The sequence below is a fragment of the Asticcacaulis excentricus CB 48 genome, from assembly GCF_000175215.2.
In the GTDB taxonomy this organism is placed as follows: Bacteria; Pseudomonadota; Alphaproteobacteria; order Caulobacterales; family Caulobacteraceae; genus Asticcacaulis; species Asticcacaulis excentricus.
Window position 1 is genome coordinate 18316 of record NC_014817.1, and the last position, 21158, is coordinate 39473.

A 21158-nucleotide genomic window follows, 5' to 3' on the forward strand; every position below is an offset into this window, starting at 1 on the left:
GGAGGACGCTTTTTTGTGCCTTAACGAATGAAAAATTCCAGCACGACGACGATCTCCTGCCCCTGCAGACCGGCTTCGGCGGGAACGGGCAGGGGCGAGGCCGCGCGCAGGACCCGCAGGGCCTCGGCATCAAGCGATGGCACCCCGGAACTGCGTAGCAGCCGCCGCGACAGCACCTTGCCCTGCGCATCGACGGTGAAGCAGACGACCGCCGCCCCTTGCTGACGGCGGATGCGGGCTTCGGCCGGATAGCGTTTGTGCTGTTCGATGTGCGCCAGAAGACGCGCGCGCCAGTCCGGCGAGGCGGACACTGCTTTTGGCGCGGGCGGGGCGGGTTTGGACGCGGGTGCTGTCGTGGCCGGAGCCGGGCGCGCGTCTGAGGGCTTTTCGAGCGGCGCGGCCTCTTCGGGTGGCGGCACCCTCAGCGGTTCCACCGATGCGTCGGGCACGCGCTCCAACACCTGACGCGGCGGGGCCTTGCGCGCGGTGGCCTCGGTCTGAACCGGGCCAGGCGGACGCTCGCTTGGCGGCTGCGGTGGAGCCAGACGCACCATCTCTATAGTCAGGGCGTCCGGCTCCGGTGGCGCTTCCGGCGCGCTCTGCGCCCACTGCCATAACCCCGCCAAAGGCAGAGCGTGCAGCGCGGCGCTCAGCAGCAAGATCACCAGGCGTCCCCCAGGGCTTACGGCCTTCATGCTAAAGCGTCTTCAGATAGGCGACCAGGGCGGCCTTTTCCTCGCGCGTTAGCCCCAGCGGCTTGAGCAGCGGCGAAGTCGTCGGGAAGAGCGGATCGTTTGCCTCACCCGCCTTCGGCTTGGGACGCGCCCCGCCTTCGTTATAGAAATTCACCGTGCCTTCCAGCGTCGGAAAAATACCGTTGTGCATATAGGGGCCGGTGCGCGAGACATTGCGCAGGGACGGCGTCTTGAAGGCTCCGACATCGGCCGGGTTTTTTGTCACCTCGTACCGGCCCAGATCTTCCAGCTTGCGGCCATAGAAGCTGAGACCGATATTGTGAAACTTCTGATCTGAGAACAGGGGGCCGTTGTGACAGTTGGCACAGCCTGCCTTGCCGCGAAACAGGTCCAGTCCGCGCAGTTCCTCATCAGACAGAACCTTTGTCCCGCTGGACAAGGCGCGGTCCCACTTCGAAGAGCGGGGTTTCAGCGTCCGCTGATAGGCGGCGAGCGCCATGGCCACTTCGGCCATGCTGACCTTTCGGACACCAAAGGCTTCTCGAAACGCGCTGCGATAGCCCGCGTCGTGATTGAGACGTTTCTCGATGTCTCCAGGTTTTGCGGACATCTCGCGATGGTCGGCGATCGGCCCTCCGGCCTGCGCTTCAAGACTTGCCGCCCGGCCATCCCAGAACAAAGTCTTCTGCCAGCCGGCGGTTATCAGACTGGGGGCGTTGCGGCGGCCGCGTTGGCGATCATGACCAAAAGAGGTTTTGATGCCATCACCAAAGGCGAGTTCCGAACTATGGCATGAGGCGCACGCGATTTGCTTCGATCCCGACAGGACCGGATCGTTGAACAGCTTAAGCCCCAGCGCAACCTTTTCCGGCGTTGACGGATTGGGCACGGGTGAGGTGACAGGGGGGAGCGCGCCGAATTCTTCGAACTCGGCCCCTTCATGCAGCAACGGGCGCGGCCAGGTTTCCGGTGCGCCCTGATAGGCTTTGCGTAAAACGTCGATGCCGGGACTGTCGAAACCGGTCCCGGCAAACACCATCAGTACGCCTGCGATCAGCAGGTGTTTAGGTTTCATCATCAATACTTATACTTGATCCCAACCCAGAAAGACCGCCCGAAGCGGTAGGGCTGCGAGGTGGAGGTGGTGCCGGTGATCTTCGGCAGAGTGTCGAGCAGGTTGGTGCCCTTGACCTCAAGGGTCACCACATTGAGCCCGCGACGGACCAGTTCCGCATCAAACCCGCCATTGAAGGCGATGGTGTCGCCGTAATGGACGATGTCATAGACGTCATAGGAGGCGCCGCCGACCGTGATATTGGTACCTGTGTCTTCAAGCTGATCGAAGGCGTCGCGCCAGCGGGCATTGAGGTTGGTGCGCAGGCGGCTTCCCAGCCAGCGGGCGCTCCAGTCGAGATTGGCAAGGCCGGGGGCCGCGAAATCCAGTCGCTGATTTTCCGCCAGCACATCCATCAGGGTGCGTACCTGCCCCTGATAGTAGACCAGATCACCGTCCACCTCCTCGGTGTCGCTGACCGCCATATAGGCGTTCGTGGCGTCGATATTGGTCTTGGTCTCACCCCAGTTGCCGCTGAAGGTGACGGTGTGGCGTCCGAAGCTCTTGCCCCATTCCAGCGACACACCGCGATAGGTCGATTCCCCGCCATTGGTCGGCAGATAGACACTATAGGTGCCCGTCGTGCCGTCAGCCTTGGTATAGGGACGCGCTTCAGTCGTCGTCGAACGGGTCAGTTGATCTTCATAGTCGCGCGAGATGAGTTTCAGGCGACCCTGACCACCCCACAGCGACCGGCTGAAAGCCAGGGTCAGTTCGTCGGAATAGGGGGTCTTCAGGGCGATACCGTCGTAGATGGTGCCACTGGAGACGCTGTAGAGATACCAGTCACCGGCCTTGTAGGTGCTCCCGACCTTCGACACGGTGCGGCGATAGGTGAAGGTGCGTGCGGTCGCGCCCTGAATGGCGTAACCGAGGAAGCTCTGATGGTAATAACGGTTGGCCCCGAAGGTCGCCGTTACCCACGGGAAGTCGTAGCTGACCGAGAAGCGCGGAGCGAAATTGTCGTTATCAAGCACGCTTTCGCTGTCGTAACGCAGGCCAGCCCGCAGATTCAGATCACCAAAGCGACGGCTGTACTCAGCCCAGGCCGCCCGCGTGCGGACATCGACCGTGATGTCATAGGCCGGATAGAGTAGTTTGGTGGTCAAAACCCCCTTGCCCGTCATACAGGCGGGGTCACCGTCGCTGCAGACGACCAGAGCCCCCACGCTGGTGCCCGTGGCGGTGTTATAGGAGGCATTGTCCTCGAACCGCTGCTTGTGCGCGGCGACGTAACCGAAATCGAAACCGCCGTCGAAGGATCCGCCCCACAGGGGTTGCGACCACTGGCCTTTCAGATTGGTGTCCTTCTGCGTCTGGGCGATATCGCCGAAACCGCCGAAGACGCAGTTGGTTGATGAGCAGTAGCCCGACCCAAGGACCGTGACCGGCCACGTAAACAGATTGCCAGGCGAGGAGCGGCTGGAATTTGACGCGGCATGGGTGGCGGTCAGCTTCCAGTTGGCCGAACCGGCGCGGCCTTTCAGTTCAATGCGCCCGCTCTTACCGCCGCCCTGCGTGACGATCAGGTCGTTCAGCATATTCTCGCGCGAATATTCCTGCGTATAGGGGGTGTAGCTGTACTGTGTGGTCAGGGTCATGCCTTTGGGCAAGTCGGCCTCAGCCTTGAGCAACAGATTGCGGCTTTCGCTTTTCAGGCCAAAGGGCGCATTGCCGTAATTGGCGTTCTTGTAATAGGTCAGCTCGGCCTCCTGACGGCTGGCCCCCACCATAAGACGCAGATAGTCGCTGACGGGCAGATCGACGCTCATGCCCGTGCGGCACTTGGTGTAGTCGGGCTCATTCGGGACATTGCTGCCCAGAGCGTCGCGCGTTTGCGGATCGATCTTGAAGCTGACCAGAGCATCGCTGGTGCAGCTACGGTAAATAGTCGCGCCATACTCCTTGCGCGGCGCGCGTGTGTCGATTTCCACCACGCCGCCGGTAAAGCCGCCGTAGCGCGCTGAGACGTTGGAGTCGCGCACCGTTACCGCGTCGACCAGACTGGAATCGACCCAGAGGGTTTCGGCACTGGCCCCGGAGGTTTTATCGTAGTGGGCCGGATTGCTGCTGTCGCTCGACATAACGTCGAGACGGCTGTTAGCCGCAACACCATCGAGAATGAATGAGTTCTCATAGGGCTGGCTGCCGGCAATCGAGACTTCCGACGGACGCAGGTCCTGAATGTCGTCGCTTGTCGCGCGGCCCTCATTGGTGCTGAAATAGACATGAGGCAGGATTTTCAGCGTCTGATTGACGTCGCCATTGCCGTTCTGGCGCGCTTCGATCGACTCACGCGACAGGATGCTGGTGCCGCTGTCGATAGGATCGCCCATCTCGTAGGCCAGCGGTGCACCGGCCTTCGTGCCATCGCCCGTCACGCCGTCACCCTGTACGCGGATCGTGCCGAGATTCGTATCGCCGCTCTCCGCCTGTATCAGGTTGAGGCGGACCGCATTGCCGGTAAGCTTATAGCTCAGACCCGTCCCCGCCAACAGCTTCGCCAGCGCCTGACGCGGCGTGTAATTGCCTTTGAGCGCCCCCGAACGGCGACCGTTGACAAGGTTGTTGTCGTAAAAAAGCTGAAGTCCCGCCGATTGCGCGAACTGCAAAAGGGCCTGATTGAGATCCTGCGCCGGCAGATTATAGGCCTGCACCGTTTCCATCGCGGTCGATGTCTGCGCCAGCGCCGGTGCGGCCATCATCCCGCCCGCGATCAGCGCCCACACACACGCGCCAGAGGTCAGTTGTCGTAAACTTGCTTTTTTCATTGTTACCCGATCCGATTTTATGCGAATAATTCTCAGACGCATGCTTCGGGTAATAAGACGTCGCCTGTCGGAAATACGGTAAAAATAAGTGCCGCCTTTTCTAAAAAATTTATAATGAATTGAAAATAAGGAGATTTATCAGGTGCGATGGATTTTCTTTTGTCTGGTGAGCCTGGGGCTTGTCGGTTCGGCAGCGGCTGAAATCACCTTTCGTCCCGAAGCCGAGGGGCAGGCCCTCGCGCGGGAACTGATGGAGCGCATTCCGCCGGAGAAGCGGGCGCAAATGCCATGGCTGAAAGATCCGGGGCCGGGGAAACGACTCCGCGACGGCGAAGTCCGCGACGTGCCCTTCTCGTTTCCCACCCTGTCGGAAAGGCTGGCTCAGTTCGATGCCGTAGACCCGTTGCACACGCAGTTGTTCGACGATACGGTCCATTCGACCCACTCGCCGTCACGCGCCCTGATCGAGACTAAAACGCCCTGCCTATGGAAAAAATCCAAAGCCGTCGGACCCGATGCCGACGGCACCGGACGGACCTATACGGTGACGACGATATATGACTGCGGCCAAGCCTATCTCATGACCGTCGAAGGCGACTACAGGAACAGGCAGGGTAAGGGCATCATCTACAATGACGCGCTGTACAACGATCCGGTCGGCAATCGTTTCCTGACGCATCAACAGGGATTGCGTCATGACGGTCAGGTACAGACGACGCTTCTTTGGCTGAACGCCAGATATAAAATTACTTACGCGCTATATCATCCGGACACGACGGATTTCGACATACCGGCCCTGCGGGCCGTGCTCGTCGCCACCGCCCGGCAGCAATATGCGGAGATGGAAGCGCAAGCCGCGCAGGCTACGGATAAATGACCGTTCCAGCGGGTGTGTCGAGGCTTCGCAGCTTAAGCCCCGTCGTGATCGAGGACAGGGCATTTTGCGGATCGCGGGTGTCGAACACGCCGCTGACCCGCCGTTCGGCCAGACCGGTACCGGCGATATAGAGGCGATCCCTGCGGTAACGGTTGAGTTGCGCCACCACGTCTTTCAGCGGCGCACGGTCGAAGACCATGCGGCCGTCGCGCCAGGTTGCCGCCTGCAGTGAAGGTGCGGTTTGCACCGCCTGCCAGCCCTCAAGGCCATAGATGACCGATTGCCCCTCGGCGAGAACGGCCTGTCCGTGATCGTGGCTAACCCGGACCAGGTGTTCGGTGACGGTGACGCGCACCCCCGTATCAAGGTATTCAACAGCAAATTCTGTTCCCAGTGCCTGAGACTCTCCTCCGCGTGCTACCACGACAAAGGGGCGGGTTTCAGCTCCCTGCCGGGGGGCTGCAATCACATAGGCGGCTCCTTTGCGTAGGGCGATCCGACGTGTGCCGGTGTTAAAGGCCAGATCAACAGCGCTATTGCCATCAAGTGTCAGCTGACTGCCATCCGCCAGCCGAAAAGTGCGAACCTCACCCGGACCGGTACGCAAATCGGCGGCAGTGACAGACCCATAAATGGCCATGCCGCTGATGCCAAGAAGCAGGCAAGCGGCGGCGGCCAGCGGTTGGCGCATGGCCGACAGGACTGGCTCCAAAACCTGCGCGCCGTAGACCTGACGCCCCATTAGCGCCTCACGTCCTGGCCTTAGTGCCTCCGCCTGCCGCCAGGCCTCACGCGCTCTGGACAAGGCCGCGGCGTGGGCTGGGTCCGCCGACAGCCAGACTGCAAACTGCGCCTCGGTCTGAGGATCGAGCGGCCCTTCCTCCAGCTTTACCAGCCATTCGGCGGCCTCGCGCGCCGAATCGAGTTTGATGTGCCTGTTCCAGTGAGGAGTGGGGGCGGTCACGCAGCGGCCTCATGATGAATGTGATCAGATAGCATTATAAGATGTGCATCCACGTCAGACGATATATGTCTCAGCGCCGACGGTGATCGGTTTCAAGGTGCTGCATCATGTGCGCGGTGGCCATGGCAAGGTGCTTTTGCACCGTGCTTTCGGAGATATTCAAAGCGGTCGCCGTTTCCCCATAGCTGAGACCATCCAGTCGGGTGAGGACGAAGACCTGTCGCGTGCGCTGAGGTAACCGCATTAAGGCCGCGAGCATGTACTTCGACTGCTCAGAGGCACTGACGAGATCCTCGGGTGAGGGGGCTCTGTCAGGGACGCAGTCCATCGCTATAGATTCCGGTTGTCCGACAGACAACCGCCCACTACGGCGTAAGTGGTCTATCAAAAGGTTGCGCGCGATTCGGTAAAGGTATGGACGCTTCTGTTTGACAGCGGAGATCGCAGCCCCCATCACGGCCAAACGTGCGAAGGTTTCCTGAGTCAGGTCTTCAGCCAGGGCCGCATTACGCGTATTTCTGAGAAAGTAGGCGTCTATCTCACCATGGTAAGACCTAAACAAATGATTGAATACGTCATTACTCAAGGCGCTCAGTCTCGACCCAAAAACAATCCGACGCACGATCCGTTATCAAAAATGCGAATGATATGCAATCGCGAAGACTCCATGAGCCGCACGTTAATTTCGAAGTAGGGGCCCTATCGCTCTCTTATCATGTCTTACATGACTCTCTTGCCGCACCCGAATGCGCCTCACCCATCAAAAGCGATATCCTGTCATTAGCCCGAAATAGTTCCCATTCTTGCCGCCCGATGCCTTGAAGGCGTCACCGGCGATAAAGCGGGTTTCATAGAGCTTGATTTGCAGGTTTTTGTTGACCTGCCATGTGGCTTCAAGGTTGAGGTCGGTTCCGATGAATCGATCTTCGCCATAAGGGGCAAAGCTGGCACCCGAAGAGCCTATGTAAACTCCATCCGCGGCGTTTTGGCGCCACAAAAAGTCTGGACCAAGGGTCAGCGTCAGGGCTTTCATAGGCTTTAGGGTAAGCGATGGATAGGCATCGATCAGGTTGGACAGGTTGAAGAAGCCCGCCTCGCTGATCAGGGGCAAGCGGGGGGCGGGAGCCACAAAGGTTCCCGACTGATTGTCACCGGATTTGTCATCGCCGCTGAAAGCATTCAGTCTCAAACCCAGCCGTGGTTCGTATTTCGTATCTGGCCAGCGGTATCCGGCTTCAAACATCACCGCATAGGCCTCGACAGATTTGGTGATAAAAGTGCCGGATTGCCTCACCATTTCCACATCAACGTCCCACTGTGACGATTTCTGCCACACGCGCGCCCCCAGACTTTTTCGCTCGTCCGGGCCAGTACCCTCGAAAAGCGTGCCGCGTGCACGGTTCACGTCGTATCCGTAGAGGTCCAGGTTCAATCCGTATGCGGCTTTGGGCAGGCTTATATAGCCCCCGCGAAAGTGCGTGTTGCGATTAACAGCGTCATCAAATGTACCTTTTTGTATGTCCACGGGGTAAACGTCAAACAGCGTGACAGAGGCCTGCCCCGTGAGGCTGTAGGTCAGTTGGGCACCCTGATAGGTGTAACGCATATTCAGCCCTTCGCGCACACCCACAAGCTTTCCATTACCAAGGGGCATTTCAAAGCGTCCTGGACGCAAGGTCAGGCGTTGCGACTCTGACAGGGGGAGGGTTACATCCACAAAAGCCTGATAAATGTCCAGTTTATCCTGATTGGGCACCGTCGCCGCGGTTTCACCGGTTTCCCGATTATCCCCAAGCTCGACATAAGCCCTGAGGTACGGGTTCGCGTGCAGATCGGCGGATAGCCTAAGGCGGGTCTGGGTGGGGGTGTTCGCGTCTGCCTTTCGCAAGCCCAGCGATGAATGGGTCCAGTCAGTGTAATAAACGCGCGCCTCGCCCCCCAAAGTCAGATAGGCTCCGCTCTGACCAAGTCTTATGTGTTTGACGCGTTGGGTGAAGGGGGCGTTGTCTTCTGGTTCTGCGGTCCAGTCTTCCGCCCACCGATGCGTTTGAAAGGCTTTTGGAGCGCCGGCTCGGCCGCCTGGAACCGGTTCTGCGGGCGCAGCGAGCCGGGCGGGAGAAGTGTTGACGGCGATGGCTGTGTCCGGGAGCGTTTGCGCCTGGGCGGCAAAAGTGCAGAGGCTCAAACCGGCTACAGAGGCCGTTGTAAAGAGGTGGGTTTTCATCACGGCCTCCAATCAGGCGACGCTGTGTTCACGGTAACGGACGCGGGTTAGCGCCAGGGCGCCGACAGCCGTTCCGGAGGCGAGGGCGATCGCAACGGCGGGTAAAAGCCATCCGTGTGTAAATAGCAGACCCGCCAGAACCGGCCCCAGGGCGGCACCTGCCCGGCCTATGCCTATGACGAAACCAGTTCCGCCGGCGCGCAAAGACGCAGGAAAGGATTGCGCGATGACGGCATAAAGCCCGGCGGTTGCCCCATTGGTAAAAAAGCCGCCGATGCAAGCCACGAGAGACAGTGCCGCCAATGTGTGGAAGCCCTGACCGAAGATGGCCACCGTAACAGCCCCCATCAACATGGCCCCGACAACCAGTTTACGTACGCCAACCTTTTGTGTGAGCAGGCTCATTGTGAAGGCACCCGTGGCGCCACCGACGTTTGCCCAGACAAGTACGCTGCCGGCCAAAGAAGGCGCAAACCCAAAGTCCGCGACAATCTTCGGGATCCATTTTACGAGAAAATAGAAGGTCATCATGTGCCCGAAGTAGGCGAGAGTCAGAAGGACGGTCACAATAGCCATATTGGGTTTGAACAGCGCCACGAGGCTCGCCTTTGACGTCTGGGCCTCGCGCGGCGGCAATGCGTCCAGAACCGCCCGCCCCTGGCGTTTCAGGCTCTTGTTTATCTTCTCAAGCGCACCCTTTGGCCGTTTATGCAAAAGGAAGGCGATAGTTTCCGGGACGAGCCAGAAGACGATAGGAATGAAGGCAAGGGTAATTGCCGCGCCGATCTCAAAAACCGTCTGCCAGCGCCCCGTTATTCCCATGAGCCAGGACGCCAGCATGCCGCCGAGGATGGCTCCGATCGGATATCCCCCCGTCATGATGGCTACGGACAAATTGCGGCGTCGGGCATTTGAGCATTCCGCCACCACAGCGTTCGTTGCGGCCAGCATCCCGCCGATACCCAGACCGGTAAACAGACGAAACGCCGACAAGCTCACGACGTCCTGAGCAATGGATGCAAGCCCCATCCCAAGACCCATGATCACAAGGCAGGTCAATATCGTCGGACGTCGGCCAAGGCGATCGGCGAGGGTGCCCAGCGACAAGGCTCCGATCCCCATGCCAAACAGTTCCATAGACAGCACCAGCCCTAACGCCGCGCGATCAATACCCCAGTCTTTTGCGATACCAGGGGCGGCGAAGCTGATTGAGAGGACGTCAAACCCGTCAAGGGCGTTCAGTGCTGTGGCGATACCAATCGCCAAAATCTGGCGAAAATGCATAGGTTCACGCGCAATGATTGAGCGGGGATCTTCCATAAGCGTCTCCGTTACCTCTTCGAAACATCGAGAGGTTTATTTATTGAATAGGGATGAGGGGCTTGCGACTACAGCTTCGGGGCGACCGAGTAGGTGACCTGCTGATTGCGCGTCTTCTGGAACGTTTCGAGGCTTTCACCGCGCATGGCGGCGTAGATGTGGAGGTTTGAGATGCCGCAGACCGCGCCCAGTTTCTCAAGTAGGAAGAAGATTACCCCGTAATGTATGAGGCCTCGCCAATCCCGACGCCGCAGAAGATCGCGCTCATCAGCAGAGAGGCCCGCCGCCTCAAAACAGGCTTCCTCATCCTGACGAAACCGGGTGCGAAACTCAGGCACAATCAACTGATGCAGGAACTTATTGAGGCGATACCCCGTTGCGCTGCGCTCAAGCGTGTAAGGATAGGTGCCTTCTAGGGCTTCCGCGCCCGCGAGTTGATGGGCCATATGGCCCCTGTGCGCGCTTTGGGCTTCAGGGCTTGCGCTTTCAGTGTGTGCGGGTTCGAAGACCGCTGTCGCAATGCCTGTCATCGAGGGGAGGTAGTAGCTTTTGTGCAAGCAGCGTATCTGGTCGGGCAACGCACCGCGCATGATCAGCCACATGATGACCTCGGCGCCCTCCAGGCCGCCAAGCGTCGCATACTGCGCGTGCGTCATGGACGCGAGTTGCTCAGGATCTTCTTCGATCAACTCCATAAAACGCGCATCCCATTCAGGGTTGTTAAACCCCGCCCGTTCGCCGTGAACCTGATGCGACAGGCCGCCCGTGGCCACAATGGCCACATCAAGGTCTTCCGGATAGCTTTCGATTGCCTTGCGCAGGGCCTGCCCCAGCTTGAAGCAACGGCGCGCGGTGGGCAGGGGGAACTGCAAAACGCCTACCTGCAGGGGGACAATCTGAACCGGCCAATCGGCCTGGGCGTCCGGCATCAGTACTGAAAGGGGCGAAAAGCACCCGTGGTCAAGCGGCTTGTCGCGGAAAAAGGCCATATCGAATTCATCAGCCATGAGGCTTTGACCTATATGGCGCGCGAGCCCTGCGTGCCCTTTGACTGCGGGCAGGTCCCTCGATCCGCCACCTTCATCAGCCACCCGATACTGGTCATCAACGCCCAGACAGAAGGCGGAATAGTGGTCGAAAAAAAAGGACGTGATGTGGTCGTTGTAGATAAAAAACAGCACATCAGGTTTACGCTTGACCAACCAGTCCTGAACAGGGGTGTAGGCATCAAAGATCGGCTTCCAGGCCGGATCAGCCTGCTTATTGGTGTCGCGGGCGAAGCCAATCGTCGGCGTATGCGAGCTGGCGATCGCGCCAATTATCTGAGCCATGAGGACTAACTTTCACGTGGTCTTTGGCAACGCCACTCGGTGACTGGCGTGAGCCTGATGTATCCCTGATAGCCTGCGATGCATTGCCCGCTGGCTTGTAAGTTACCTTAGTGCTGACGTGAAACGGTGCAAAACGCAAAACGGATTTGTGCACAGGCTATAGAGTTATGTTATAGACTGTTCATGTCTGATCCTAGCACGTTCAATCTTAGACATCTGGAAGCGGCGGCTGAGGTAGCACGCCTGGGGGCAATAAGTCGTGCATCGGCGGCTGTAAATCTATCGCAACCCACGCTGACGCAAGGCATAGCGAAGCTTGAATTGCAAATAGGTCATCGTCTGTTTAATCGGGAAAGTGGGGGGTGCACGCCGACCTCGGCCGGTCAGCTATTCATACCCCGTGTCAACAGAGCCCTAACTCGCATTGAAGAATGCTGTAGCCACATCCGAAAAGTGGGCCGGCTTTCGCCAATTTCGTTTCCGCAGCGACATATTTCATCGACCCAGCTTCGGGCGTTCCTGTTTGTCGAACGCTTCGGCAGTTTCAGTGAGGCGGCGCGGCAGCTTTCGCTGTCCCAGCCGGCCATCCATCGGGCCACGCGTGAACTTGAACTGGTCCTGGGCGTTTCGCTGCTTGTGAGGGTGGGGCAATACCTTCGTCCCACGGCATCCGGCGAGCGTCTCGGGAGGGATGTGCGCCTCGCGCTGGCGGAACTGCGGGCGGGACTTGATGATATTGCGTCGTTAAGTTCCGTCCATTCCGGGCGACTCACCATCGGTACCCTGCCTCTGGCCAGGGCCGCCTTGCTGCCGCAAGCCCTGTCTCGCTTTTATGCTGTGGCTCCCGGGGCGGAGATTGTTGTTCTGGAGGGACCCTATCTTGAGCACCTCTCCGCCCTTCAGGGCGGTGAGATTGATGTGATCATCGGCGCGCTTAGGAGCACTGAAGCCCTGTCCGATATCCGACAGGTTTCACTGTTTGAGGATGATCTCTATATCGTCGGGCGTAAAGGGCATCCCCTCGACGGTCAGCCTGTCGTCGATAATGCCTTGTCGTCTTACCCCTGGGTAATCGGCGCACCTGGTGCCCCCATGCGCCTTTATTGGGAGCGCTTGTTTCAGAACACCCCAAGGCCGACGCAGACGGTCCAGTGCAGTTCCGTACTGACAACCCGAGGCCTCCTTCTTGCCGGTGACTGGCTGGCCCTGATGTCCGCCGACCAGTTTCGAATTGAACAGGCGGCAGGACTATTGCAACCCTTGAGCGGTCGTCTGCCGGGTTCCAGACGAGACATTGGTATCACTATGCGGCGCGACTGGTTGCCGAGCTCTTTGCAGGCCGCGTTTCTCGAAACCCTGAAAGAGGTTGCCACCGAACGACGCTCAGGCAGCGCGGACCAGAGCCGCCTTGAAGGCGTTATATAGTTGAGTGGGGCGGAAGTGTTTTCGCTCAGCCATCCCTATCGTGCGTTCGGTTCCATCTAGGGGCGCGCCGATGACCACAAGAGAGCCGGCCTCAAGTTCGAAAGACACCTGCCGTGGGGACAGGGGCGTGACGATATCTGTCAGGCTCAGAAGGCCCCGAAGCGCTGCCAAAGACCCACATTCCACGGTTTCTCTGGGCGCGCTGAGATTATGACGCGCGAAAAAAGCGTCGAACATCTGTCGGGCGGGCGTATCCGGCCGGGGCAGAGCCCATGTCAGTGTCCGCAAGAGTTCAGGTGTGACGGTCCTGCGGCCCGCCAACGGGTGCCCAGATCGGGCGATTATCGATAGGGGGTCGGAGAATAAGGGGTACTGAACGATATCGGTGGTGTCTTTTTCTGGTCTTAAGGCGCCGATGACCATGTCAACCTCTCCATCAATGAGGCCGTGCCTCAGTTCCGCATAGGAACCATCGGTTACCTTGATGCGTGCAGAAGGATAGGCGGAAATAATATCCGCGATGGCAGTGGGCGCCCAGATGGCGCGAGCAAGAGGCAGGACGCCAATTCGCAACTGGCCGTCAAATACCCCCTTTTTTTCCATCATGGCTTCGCGCGCGAGTTCAAGTCCACGAAGGGTGAGCGCCGAGGCCCGCGATACCGCTTCTCCGACGGGTGTCAGGGCGACACCGTAGGGTGTGCGTCGCCATAAGCTGAGCCCGCTCAGTGTCTCCATCTCTCGCGCCGCGCGATGAACCGCGGCTGCTGCCATATTCAGGCTTTGAGCCGCGAGGTTAAAGCGGCCGGTTCGAGACAAGGCAATGACGGTTCGGAGATGGAGTTCGTTTACCTGGCGTGGCCAGACCGGGCTAAGCTGTGTCCCTTTCGCACACTGTCCGGCCGTCTCGGTGAGAATCTCAAACGCCTCGGCGCTGCGGGCGCAGAAAACCTCTCCTTCGGGGGTAGGGCGCATGCCTTTTGAGGATCGCTCAAAGAGCGGCGTGTCTAGTTCCGCTTCCAGACGGCCAATCGCTTCGGTAACGCTGGGCTGCGACAGATGCAACCGTTCCGCGGCACCCGCGGCGCTTCCGGTTTGACGGATAGCCAGTGCAACTCTGATACGTCGAAACTTGATCATAATGAGGCAAGAGTAACAAAAACCTATAGCCAGCGCCACCCTTCCGATTTCCGCTTTTGCATGCCCCGCGGTATCCACGTCTTAAAAGATTGTGAGGAAGACATGCCTGTTGTTGTTACTGATATAAAGCGCCCGGATCCTTCCGCCGTTGCCACACTGGCGCGGCACGGCGTCGCTACGGTGCATGAAGCGCAGGGCCGTAAAGGCCTCATGGCGGCCTATATCCGGCCGATCTATCCCGTTACTATTGCCGGTCCGGCCGTAACAGTGGAGTTGGCGCCCGGTGATAACTGGATGATCCACGTCGCCGTGGAACAGTGCCAGCCGGGTGATGTCCTGGTCGTGACCCCGACTTCACCGAGTGAAGATGGCTATTTCGGCGACCTTCTGGCCACCTCGCTCAAAGCGCGCGGTGTGCGTGGTCTGATTATCAATGCCGGCGTGCGCGACACCGCAACTCTTGAGGAGATCGGATTTCCTGTCTGGTCAAAGGCTATCTTCGCGCGCGGTTGCGTTCGGGCCACATTAGGCAATGTCAATATACCGGTCGTCTGCGCCGACGCCTATGTGCGCCCGGGCGACGTCATCGTGGCCGACCGGGACGGCGTTTGTGTGGTGCCTCAGGAAAAGGCAGTTGAAGTCGCTGCCAAAGCCGATGCCCGCGCCGCTTCCGAAGAAGCGCGCCGGAAACGCTTCGAGAACGGCGAGCTGGGTCTCGACATCTATGACATGCGTCAGAAGTTGACGGAAATGGGTCTGATCTACGTGTCTCAGGCGGATTATCTGAAATGAGCCAGCGTGCCATCCCGGCCAGCCTGATGCGCGGTGGTACGTCAAAAGGACTCTATGTCCTCAAGACGGATTTGCCCGTCGATGAGGCGACGCGCAATGCTGTCCTGCTGGCCGCCATGGGGTCGCCTGATCCGCGTCAGATCGATGGCGTGGGCGGCGCGCATCCGCTGACCAGCAAGATAGCCGTGGTGTCAAAGTCGGATCGTCCCGACGCCGATATCGACTATCTGTTTTTGCAAGTTTTTCCGGACAAGGCGATTGTTGCGGACCAGCAGAATTGCGGAAACATCCTTGCGGGGATCGGTCCCTTTGCCATCGAAAGCGGGCTGATTCCGGCGACCGGAGATATGACGACGGTCCGTATCTTCATGGTCAATACAGCCTCCATCGCCGAGGCGACGGTCCAGACACCCGGTGGGCGCGTCACCTATACAGGTGAGGCGCGCATAGACGGCGTGCCGGGGACGCACGCGCCAGTCATGCTCAACTTCCTCGACGTGGCGGGGTCGTCCTGCGGGCGGCTTTTGCCGAGTGGAAACCCAGTGGATGAGATCGACGGTGTAAAGGTCACCCTGATCGACAACGGCATGCCGGTCGTGGTCATGCAGGCTTCGGATTTCGGCCTGAGTGGCTCAGAAAGTCCCGAAGAGATAGAGGCCAACGCCGAAGTGTGTGCGCGCGTTGAAGCGATCCGCCTCAAGGCTGGCCCGTTGATGAACCTCGGTGATGTGACCAGCAAGTCGGTGCCGAAAATGACGCTGATTTCTCCGGCGCGTGAGGGCGGCGACGTCTCGACCCGCACGTTTATCCCTCATCGTGTGCATGACGCCATCGGTGTTCTGGGCGCGGTCAGCGTCGCGACGGCGCTGGCACTTAAGGGGTCGGTGGCGGGTGGCGAAGGCATATCCGGTGCGAAGACCTTCGATATTGAGCATCCGACCGGCTTTTTCAGCATTGAAATGGCGGTGAGCGGTGAGGCGGCGGATCTGAAGGTTACCCGATCGGCCCTGTTACGTACCGCGCGCCTCCTGATGCGCGGCGAGGTGCTGGTACCGGAAAGCCTATGGTCGGAGGACGCGGCATGAGTGTGAAAACCATCCTCTTCCTGGGGTTTGGTGAGGTGGGGCAGGCCCTCGCGGCCGCATTGCAGGTACGCGCCGATCTCACCTTGAAAACCTTCGATCTGAACCTCGCCGACGCAAGCTCTGCGGTCGCACGGGCCGCGGCACGATTGGAAATCGTCCGGTGCCGTACGGCTGTTGAGGCGGCGCACGGAGCTGACTTGATTATTTCAGCGGTGACAGCGGCTCAGACCATTTCAGCCGCTCAAAGTCTTACCGGCGGCCTCAAGCGCGGGGCCATCTATCTCGACCTCAACTCGGCGGCTCCTGGGACTAAGTTCGAGGCAGCTCTGGCCATAGAAGGCACAGGCGGACGGTTTATTGAGGCCTCCGTGATGTCGCCGATCTACCCTCAGACCATCGCTGCTCCCATCCTGCTCAGTGGCCGTCATGCCCGTGATGTCCTGCCGGTCCTACAGGGGCTGGGCTTTACGGGCGCGAAATTCTGTTCAGATAGCTGGGGTCGCGCTTCCGCCACCAAGCTGTGCCGCAGCGTGATGATTAAGGGGCTTGAGGCGCTGATCACGGAGTCCTTGCTGGCGGCGCGTTTTCACGGGGTTGAGGACGAGGTTCTGGCCTCGCTCAACAATCTGTTCCCACATCCTGATTGGCCCGGTTATGCCCGTTACATGATTTCGCGCACGCTGGAACACGGTACGCGCCGTGCCGAAGAAATGTTCGAGGCGGTAAAGACCGTGGAGCAAGCTGGGCTTTCCGCCCTGATGGCCAGGGCCACGGCGCACCGCCAAGCGGAGATGCCCGCTTTTGCCTCAGCCCTGCGTGAGGCCGATCTTATCAGAATGCTCGACGCCATAAGGGCGCAACTCACTCAGGAGGAGGCGGCTCAATGAGCCTTGAAACCCCGCTCATCATCGATTGCCACGGCCATTACACGACCGCGCCCGCACCTTTGCAGGTTTTCCGAGACGGGCAATTGGCGAAGATCCGCGATCCTCTGAAGCCCGATCCCAGCGGCCCGGTCATCAGCGACGACGAAATCTGCGAAAGCATCGAAAAGAACCAGTTGCGCCTGCTGAAGGAACGCGGCGCAGACATGACGATCTTTTCCCCCCGTGCCTCGGTGATGGCGCACCATATCGGCGATGAGGGCGTGTCGCAGCGCTGGACGGTTGAATGCAACAACCTGATCAAGCGGGTGGTCGATCTTTATCCGGACTACTTCATCGGGGTCTGTCAGTTACCGCAGTCGCCGGGAGTGTCACTGGAAGGTTCGATCCGGGAGTTAGAACGCTGTGTCGCCATGGGCTTTGTCGGCTGCAATCTCAATCCAGACCCGTCTGGCGGGCATTTTTCTGCGCCGCCGCTTACCGACAGATACTGGTATCCGTTTTTCGAAAAGATGGTCCAACTGGATGTGCCGGCCATGATCCACGTGTCGGGGTCATGCAATCCCGCTTTCCATGCCACGGGTGCCTATTACATCAATGCCGACACCACGGCGTTTATGCAACTCATCGAAGGCGATCTGTTCAGGGATTTTCCAACCTTACGCCTGATCATCCCTCATGGCGGTGGAGCGGTACCCTATCACTGGGGGCGTTATCGCGGATTGGCCGATATGCTGAAAAAGCCCGAGCTGCGCGAACATGTGATGAAGAATGTTTACTTTGACACCTGCGTTTACCATCAGCCGGGTATTGACCTGCTGTTCGAGGTTATTGACACAAAAAACATTCTGTTTGGGTCGGAAATGGTCGGTGCTGTGCGCGGTATCGATCCTCAGACCGGCTTTTATTTCGATGACACAAAGCGCTACGTCGACGCCTTGGCGATTTCGCCAGAGGACAAATACAATGTGTTCGAAGGCAATGCCCGCCGTGTCTACCCGCGTCTTGACGCAGCCCTGAAATCCAGAGGCCTGTAAGGCCAAACGAAGCTTTCCTGAGAGGAACACAAAATGATTGACCGTCGTCGTTTGATGCAGGCTACGCTTGCTGCAGGTATCTTTAGTGGCACGGCTTTACGTGCGGCATGCGCTGAGACTTCCCGTCTGGTGTTTAACGCCGACGACTTCACCGAGCTTAAAAAGACGATCACTACAGCCAAAGGCGAGAGGGTCGTAACGTATCGCTTTTATAAAGCCATTCCCTATGTCTCTGAGCCTATCGATGTTGCCTATCAGAGCCTAAATATCAGCGTTCCGGTCAGCATTGATGGCAAACGCGTGGATAGTTCGGGCTCACCCATTTTGTTCTCAAACTCCGTGGGCGGCTATATGCCCTCATCCGTCGCCGACGCTACCGGTATTGGCGGCGCGCCCATGCGCGGCCTGCCGCCAACGGGAATGCAAGCCCCACCCCAAGGCGTTGCTCCGACCGGGATAGGCGGTGAGGTTCAAAGTGGCGGGAACGCGATGATCGCCGGAGGCAAGCGCGTTTCGAATGCCGAGTTGGCGCTGGCCGCCGGGCTGACTGTTGTGGAACCTGGTGCTCGTGGGCGAACCCTCACCGATGCGGCTGGAACCTATTACGGGGTGGCCCCTGCGGCGATCGTGGATCTTAAGGCCGCCGTAAAATACGTGCGTTTTAACAAAGGCCGTATTCCAGGCGATACAGATCGAATTGTCTCTTCAGGTACAAGCGCCGGCGGTGCCTTGTCCGCCTTGCTTGGGGCGTCAGGCGACAGCCCATTGTTTGCGCCCTATCTGGAGGCCATAGGTGCAGCGGACGCCAGCGATGCGATCTTTGCTGTCGGTTCGTGGTGTCCGATCGCTGATCTTGAACACGCCGATATGGCGTATGAGTGGAACTGGGGGGCGAACCCACTCAGCACCGGCAACACAGTGGATCAGAACCTGTCGGCTCAGTTGAAAAACGGTTTTGCGACCTACCAGTCTTCCCTGAAACTCAAGGGCCTTGGTGGCTTTGGGCCTCTAACCTCAGCCAACTATTCAGACTATCTGCTCAAAACGTATCTTCAGCCTGCCGCCACACAATATCTGGCGAAGCTATCGTCAGAGGATCGGGCCGCGTATCTCACCAGAAATCCACATATTCGCTGGAAGGCCAATCAGGCGCGCTTTGGCTGGACCGATTTCCTGTCGCATGTCGGCGCGCGCAAAAAAGGGCTACCCGCCTTCGACGCCTTTGACCTGTCTTCGGGTGAGAACAACCTGTTTGGTCGCGATAAGACAAAGGCCAGACATTTCACGGCGTTCAGTCAAACGCATGACACCGGGAAAACGGCGATTGACGCCGATATCCCGGCTTTGCTTGACCTAATGAACCCCATGTTTTTCATAGGAAAACCGAATGTTTCTACAGCTCAGCATTGGTGGATACGCGTCGGGACGAAGGACTCTGACACGTCACTCTCCATTGTTGGAAATCTGGCAGCGGCCCTTTCGGCAAATAAGCGGAAAGTCAATTCGGCGATGTACTGGGATGGCGGACATGGCGCGAATGAAGACGCGGATGCGTTCGTCAAATGGGTGTCTCGTCTCAACAAAGATACCCGCATGCGCGGCTAGGGGCGCTGAGTTCGGTCACGAGTTGTGTCAGGCCTCTGGACTTCTGGGCGGGCGTCAGGCGCGTGAATCGCGGCGCAGGCGAAAGGGCGGGTTTGTAAACCGACCCTTTCAGGAGTTCACTTGCTTTTGCAGAAGGGGCGACTTTGGGTTTTAGAGGGCTTTCCATACTGTCCCTGCCGATGGCCATTTTAGGGTCAGAATGAAGGATGCCCTCAGACATCCACAACCGCATGGTCACAGAGTCGTGCGAGGGGTCATTAACGTCAGCCCATTCACCCCGGACGAGCCGTCCCCAGCTAAAAGAGAACGGTCAGTGAGCGAAAATCCTTCGTTCTCGTCAGTTCTCGCGCTCAGGTCGTCAAGGACGAATGGCTCGATGTGCCGCTCAGCCAATTTATGGTTCAGTTTGAAATATTAAGATGGCTTAGAAGGCGAGCTACTGAGATCAATCTCCTGAAAAGTGAGTCGAACCCGACAGAAAAAAAACGACAGGAGAATTTTCATGAGTGAGGCAACAAAATTCGATGCCAGGGCAGTTGCTATTGAGCTGGCATTTTTTGAAATCTCCTCAGGTGTTGGAGAAGTTCTTCGAGAGCACAAATCTTACATCATGCACATGCTTCCTACGGTTCTAGATGAATTCTACGATCATGTGAAAAAATTTGCAGAAATCAGATCCTTCTTCAATTCTGATGACCATATAGCTCACGCAAAACAAAAACAGATTGAACATTGGGAAATCATAACTGATGGAAAATTCGACGATAGCTATTTTAGTTCTGTGAATAAAATTGGAGACGTTCACAATAAAATAGGACTACAGCCGAAATGGTACATTGGCGGTTACAGTTTTCTTTTGACCAACCTTATCAGCAGTATCAATGAGACAAACCCACTACCCTGGAAGCGGGATAAGTTAAATGCAGTGCAGAGGCAGGCTCTATCCAGCGCAATCACCAGGGCGGTGATGATGGATATGAATTTCGCGATAGGTGTATACATCGCCGCTGGTGAAAGTGACCGTCGCGATATGCTTGCCAAGATTGCTCTGGACTTCGAACAATCCGTGGCCGCTATGAGTAATCGTGTTATGGAGTCTGCCGATAAAATTAGCAAGTCATCTGATGCGATTGAAGAGCATGCTAGTAAGGCCGCAAATCGTGTTCGTGATGTTGTTGGCACATCAAAAAATACATCTCATAGCGTGAACACAATCGCCATATCTACCGAGGAATTGTCAGGTGCTATAGGCGAGATTGCAAGACAAGCCGCTGATGCATCCACAGCGACAAATAACGCGAAGTTGGACGCCGATCGCACGTCGTCTCAAATTGAAGACCTGTCAATTGCGGCACAAAAAATCGGCGACGTGGTGGCTCTTATCAACAATATTGCCGCTAAAACCAATTTGCTTGCGTTAAATGCGACCATAGAGGCGGCAAGAGCGGGAGACGCTGGGAAAGGCTTCGCAGTGGTGGCGTCTGAGGTCAAACAGCTTGCCAATCAGACCGCAACCGCGACCTCCACGATTTCGGAACAGGTCAATGGCATTCAGGAATCAACGGTGGCCGCAGTGACTGCCATGAAGCGGATATCCGCTCTAATTGGAGGCCTTGACGGAATCGCCACTGCAATCGCGGCAGCGGTTGAGGAGCAGGGGGCCGCAACACGTGATATCACGGCAAACATTCAAAAATCAGCGGCAGGCACCCAAGAGGTCGTCACCCAAATTGGTGACGTCGCGAACGCAAACGAGGAGGTTTTCGGCTCAGCAAAGGAGCTACAGTCGGCTTCTTCATACCTAATCGGGACGAGCACCGCGCTTCGGGAAGAGGTGGACAGATTTCTGCGCAAGGTGCGCGCGTAGTTACGCGGTAGTAAGCGAGGAGGCGAGGCG

17 protein-coding genes are annotated in these 21158 nt (G+C 58.2%); 8 read left to right on the forward strand and 9 right to left on the reverse strand.

Annotation, left to right across the window (positions count from 1 at the left end; translation table 11 throughout):
- Positions 1–20 precede the first annotated feature (20 nt).
- From ASTEX_RS11845 to ASTEX_RS11855, 3 genes are read right to left on the reverse strand one after another with little or no spacing between them, the layout of a single operon-like run.
- A complete protein-coding gene (locus ASTEX_RS11845; RefSeq protein ID WP_168148144.1) occupies positions 21–665 on the reverse strand; it encodes an energy transducer TonB family protein in 645 nt (214 codons plus the stop codon).
- 31 nt (positions 666–696) lie between these two features.
- Complete coding sequence (locus ASTEX_RS11850) at positions 697–1773, reverse strand: cytochrome-c peroxidase (protein WP_013479876.1); 1077 nt, start codon at positions 1771–1773, stop codon at positions 697–699.
- Positions 1773–4580 carry a TonB-dependent receptor gene (locus tag ASTEX_RS11855; protein ID WP_013479877.1) on the reverse strand — a complete coding sequence of 936 codons (2808 nt, stop codon included), beginning with the start codon at positions 4578–4580 and terminating at the stop codon, positions 1773–1775. Before ASTEX_RS11855 ends, ASTEX_RS11850 begins: the two co-directional genes overlap by 1 nt.
- 142 nt (positions 4581–4722) lie before the next feature.
- Between ASTEX_RS11855 and ASTEX_RS11860 the strand changes: the two genes are divergently transcribed.
- Positions 4723–5457 (forward strand): hypothetical protein, encoded by a 735-nt coding sequence (locus tag ASTEX_RS11860; protein WP_013479878.1) that lies wholly within the window; start codon positions 4723–4725, stop codon positions 5455–5457.
- Here ASTEX_RS11860 and ASTEX_RS11865 read toward each other — a convergent pair.
- From ASTEX_RS11865 to ASTEX_RS11885, 5 genes are all read right to left on the reverse strand, one after another.
- Positions 5444–6421 (reverse strand): FecR family protein, encoded by a 978-nt coding sequence (locus tag ASTEX_RS11865; protein ID WP_013479879.1) that lies wholly within the window; start codon positions 6419–6421, stop codon positions 5444–5446. The two genes, ASTEX_RS11860 and ASTEX_RS11865, sit on opposite strands and share 14 nt — an antisense overlap.
- A 70-nt stretch (positions 6422–6491) precedes the next feature.
- Positions 6492–7043 carry an RNA polymerase sigma factor gene (locus ASTEX_RS11870; protein ID WP_049781716.1) on the reverse strand — a complete coding sequence of 184 codons (552 nt, stop codon included), beginning with the start codon at positions 7041–7043 and terminating at the stop codon, positions 6492–6494.
- A gap of 138 nt (positions 7044–7181) precedes the next feature.
- A complete protein-coding gene (locus ASTEX_RS11875) occupies positions 7182–8645 on the reverse strand; it encodes an alginate export family protein (RefSeq protein WP_013479881.1) in 1464 nt (487 codons plus the stop codon).
- A 12-nt stretch (positions 8646–8657) separates the two neighbouring features.
- Positions 8658–9965 (reverse strand): MFS transporter, encoded by a 1308-nt coding sequence (locus ASTEX_RS11880; protein WP_013479882.1) that lies wholly within the window; start codon positions 9963–9965, stop codon positions 8658–8660.
- 68 nt (positions 9966–10033) lie between these two features.
- Positions 10034–11296, reverse strand: a complete 1263-nt coding sequence (locus ASTEX_RS11885; RefSeq protein ID WP_013479883.1) for a gallate dioxygenase — start codon at positions 11294–11296, stop codon at positions 10034–10036.
- 183 nt (positions 11297–11479) lie between these two features.
- Between ASTEX_RS11885 and ASTEX_RS11890 the strand changes: the two genes are divergently transcribed.
- Positions 11480–12721, forward strand: coding sequence for a LysR family transcriptional regulator (locus ASTEX_RS11890; RefSeq protein ID WP_013479884.1), 1242 nt, complete (start codon positions 11480–11482; stop codon positions 12719–12721).
- On the opposite strand, the gene ASTEX_RS11895 is transcribed toward ASTEX_RS11890, so the two are convergent.
- Positions 12680–13858: a LysR family transcriptional regulator gene (locus ASTEX_RS11895; protein WP_013479885.1), complete on the reverse strand. Its 1179-nt coding sequence runs from the start codon at positions 13856–13858 to the stop codon at positions 12680–12682. The genes ASTEX_RS11890 and ASTEX_RS11895 overlap by 42 nt on opposite strands.
- Before the next feature lie 102 nt (positions 13859–13960).
- On the opposite strand from ASTEX_RS11895, the gene ASTEX_RS11900 reads away from it, so the two are divergent.
- The 6 genes from ASTEX_RS11900 (at position 13961) to ASTEX_RS11925 (ending at position 21128) form a co-directional block, all read left to right on the forward strand.
- Positions 13961–14650 (forward strand): 4-carboxy-4-hydroxy-2-oxoadipate aldolase/oxaloacetate decarboxylase, encoded by a 690-nt coding sequence (locus ASTEX_RS11900; protein ID WP_013479886.1) that lies wholly within the window; start codon positions 13961–13963, stop codon positions 14648–14650.
- Positions 14647–15735, forward strand: a complete 1089-nt coding sequence (locus ASTEX_RS11905; protein ID WP_013479887.1) for a 4-oxalomesaconate tautomerase — start codon at positions 14647–14649, stop codon at positions 15733–15735. The genes ASTEX_RS11900 and ASTEX_RS11905 overlap by 4 nt, the downstream gene beginning before the upstream one ends.
- Positions 15732–16622, forward strand: a complete 891-nt coding sequence (locus ASTEX_RS11910; RefSeq protein WP_013479888.1) for an NAD(P)-dependent oxidoreductase — start codon at positions 15732–15734, stop codon at positions 16620–16622. The genes ASTEX_RS11905 and ASTEX_RS11910 overlap by 4 nt, the downstream gene beginning before the upstream one ends.
- The gene (locus tag ASTEX_RS11915) at positions 16619–17656 is read left to right on the forward strand and encodes an amidohydrolase family protein (RefSeq protein ID WP_013479889.1); all 1038 of its coding nucleotides are present in this window, start codon (positions 16619–16621) and stop codon (positions 17654–17656) included. Before ASTEX_RS11910 ends, ASTEX_RS11915 begins: the two co-directional genes overlap by 4 nt.
- A gap of 33 nt (positions 17657–17689) precedes the next feature.
- On the forward strand, positions 17690–19261 hold the full coding sequence (locus tag ASTEX_RS11920) for a subtype B tannase (RefSeq protein WP_013479890.1): 1572 nt from the start codon (positions 17690–17692) through the stop codon (positions 19259–19261).
- 502 nt (positions 19262–19763) lie between these two features.
- Positions 19764–21128, forward strand: a complete 1365-nt coding sequence (locus tag ASTEX_RS11925; protein WP_013479891.1) for a globin-coupled sensor protein — start codon at positions 19764–19766, stop codon at positions 21126–21128.
- The last annotated feature ends 30 nt before the right edge of the window (positions 21129–21158 follow it).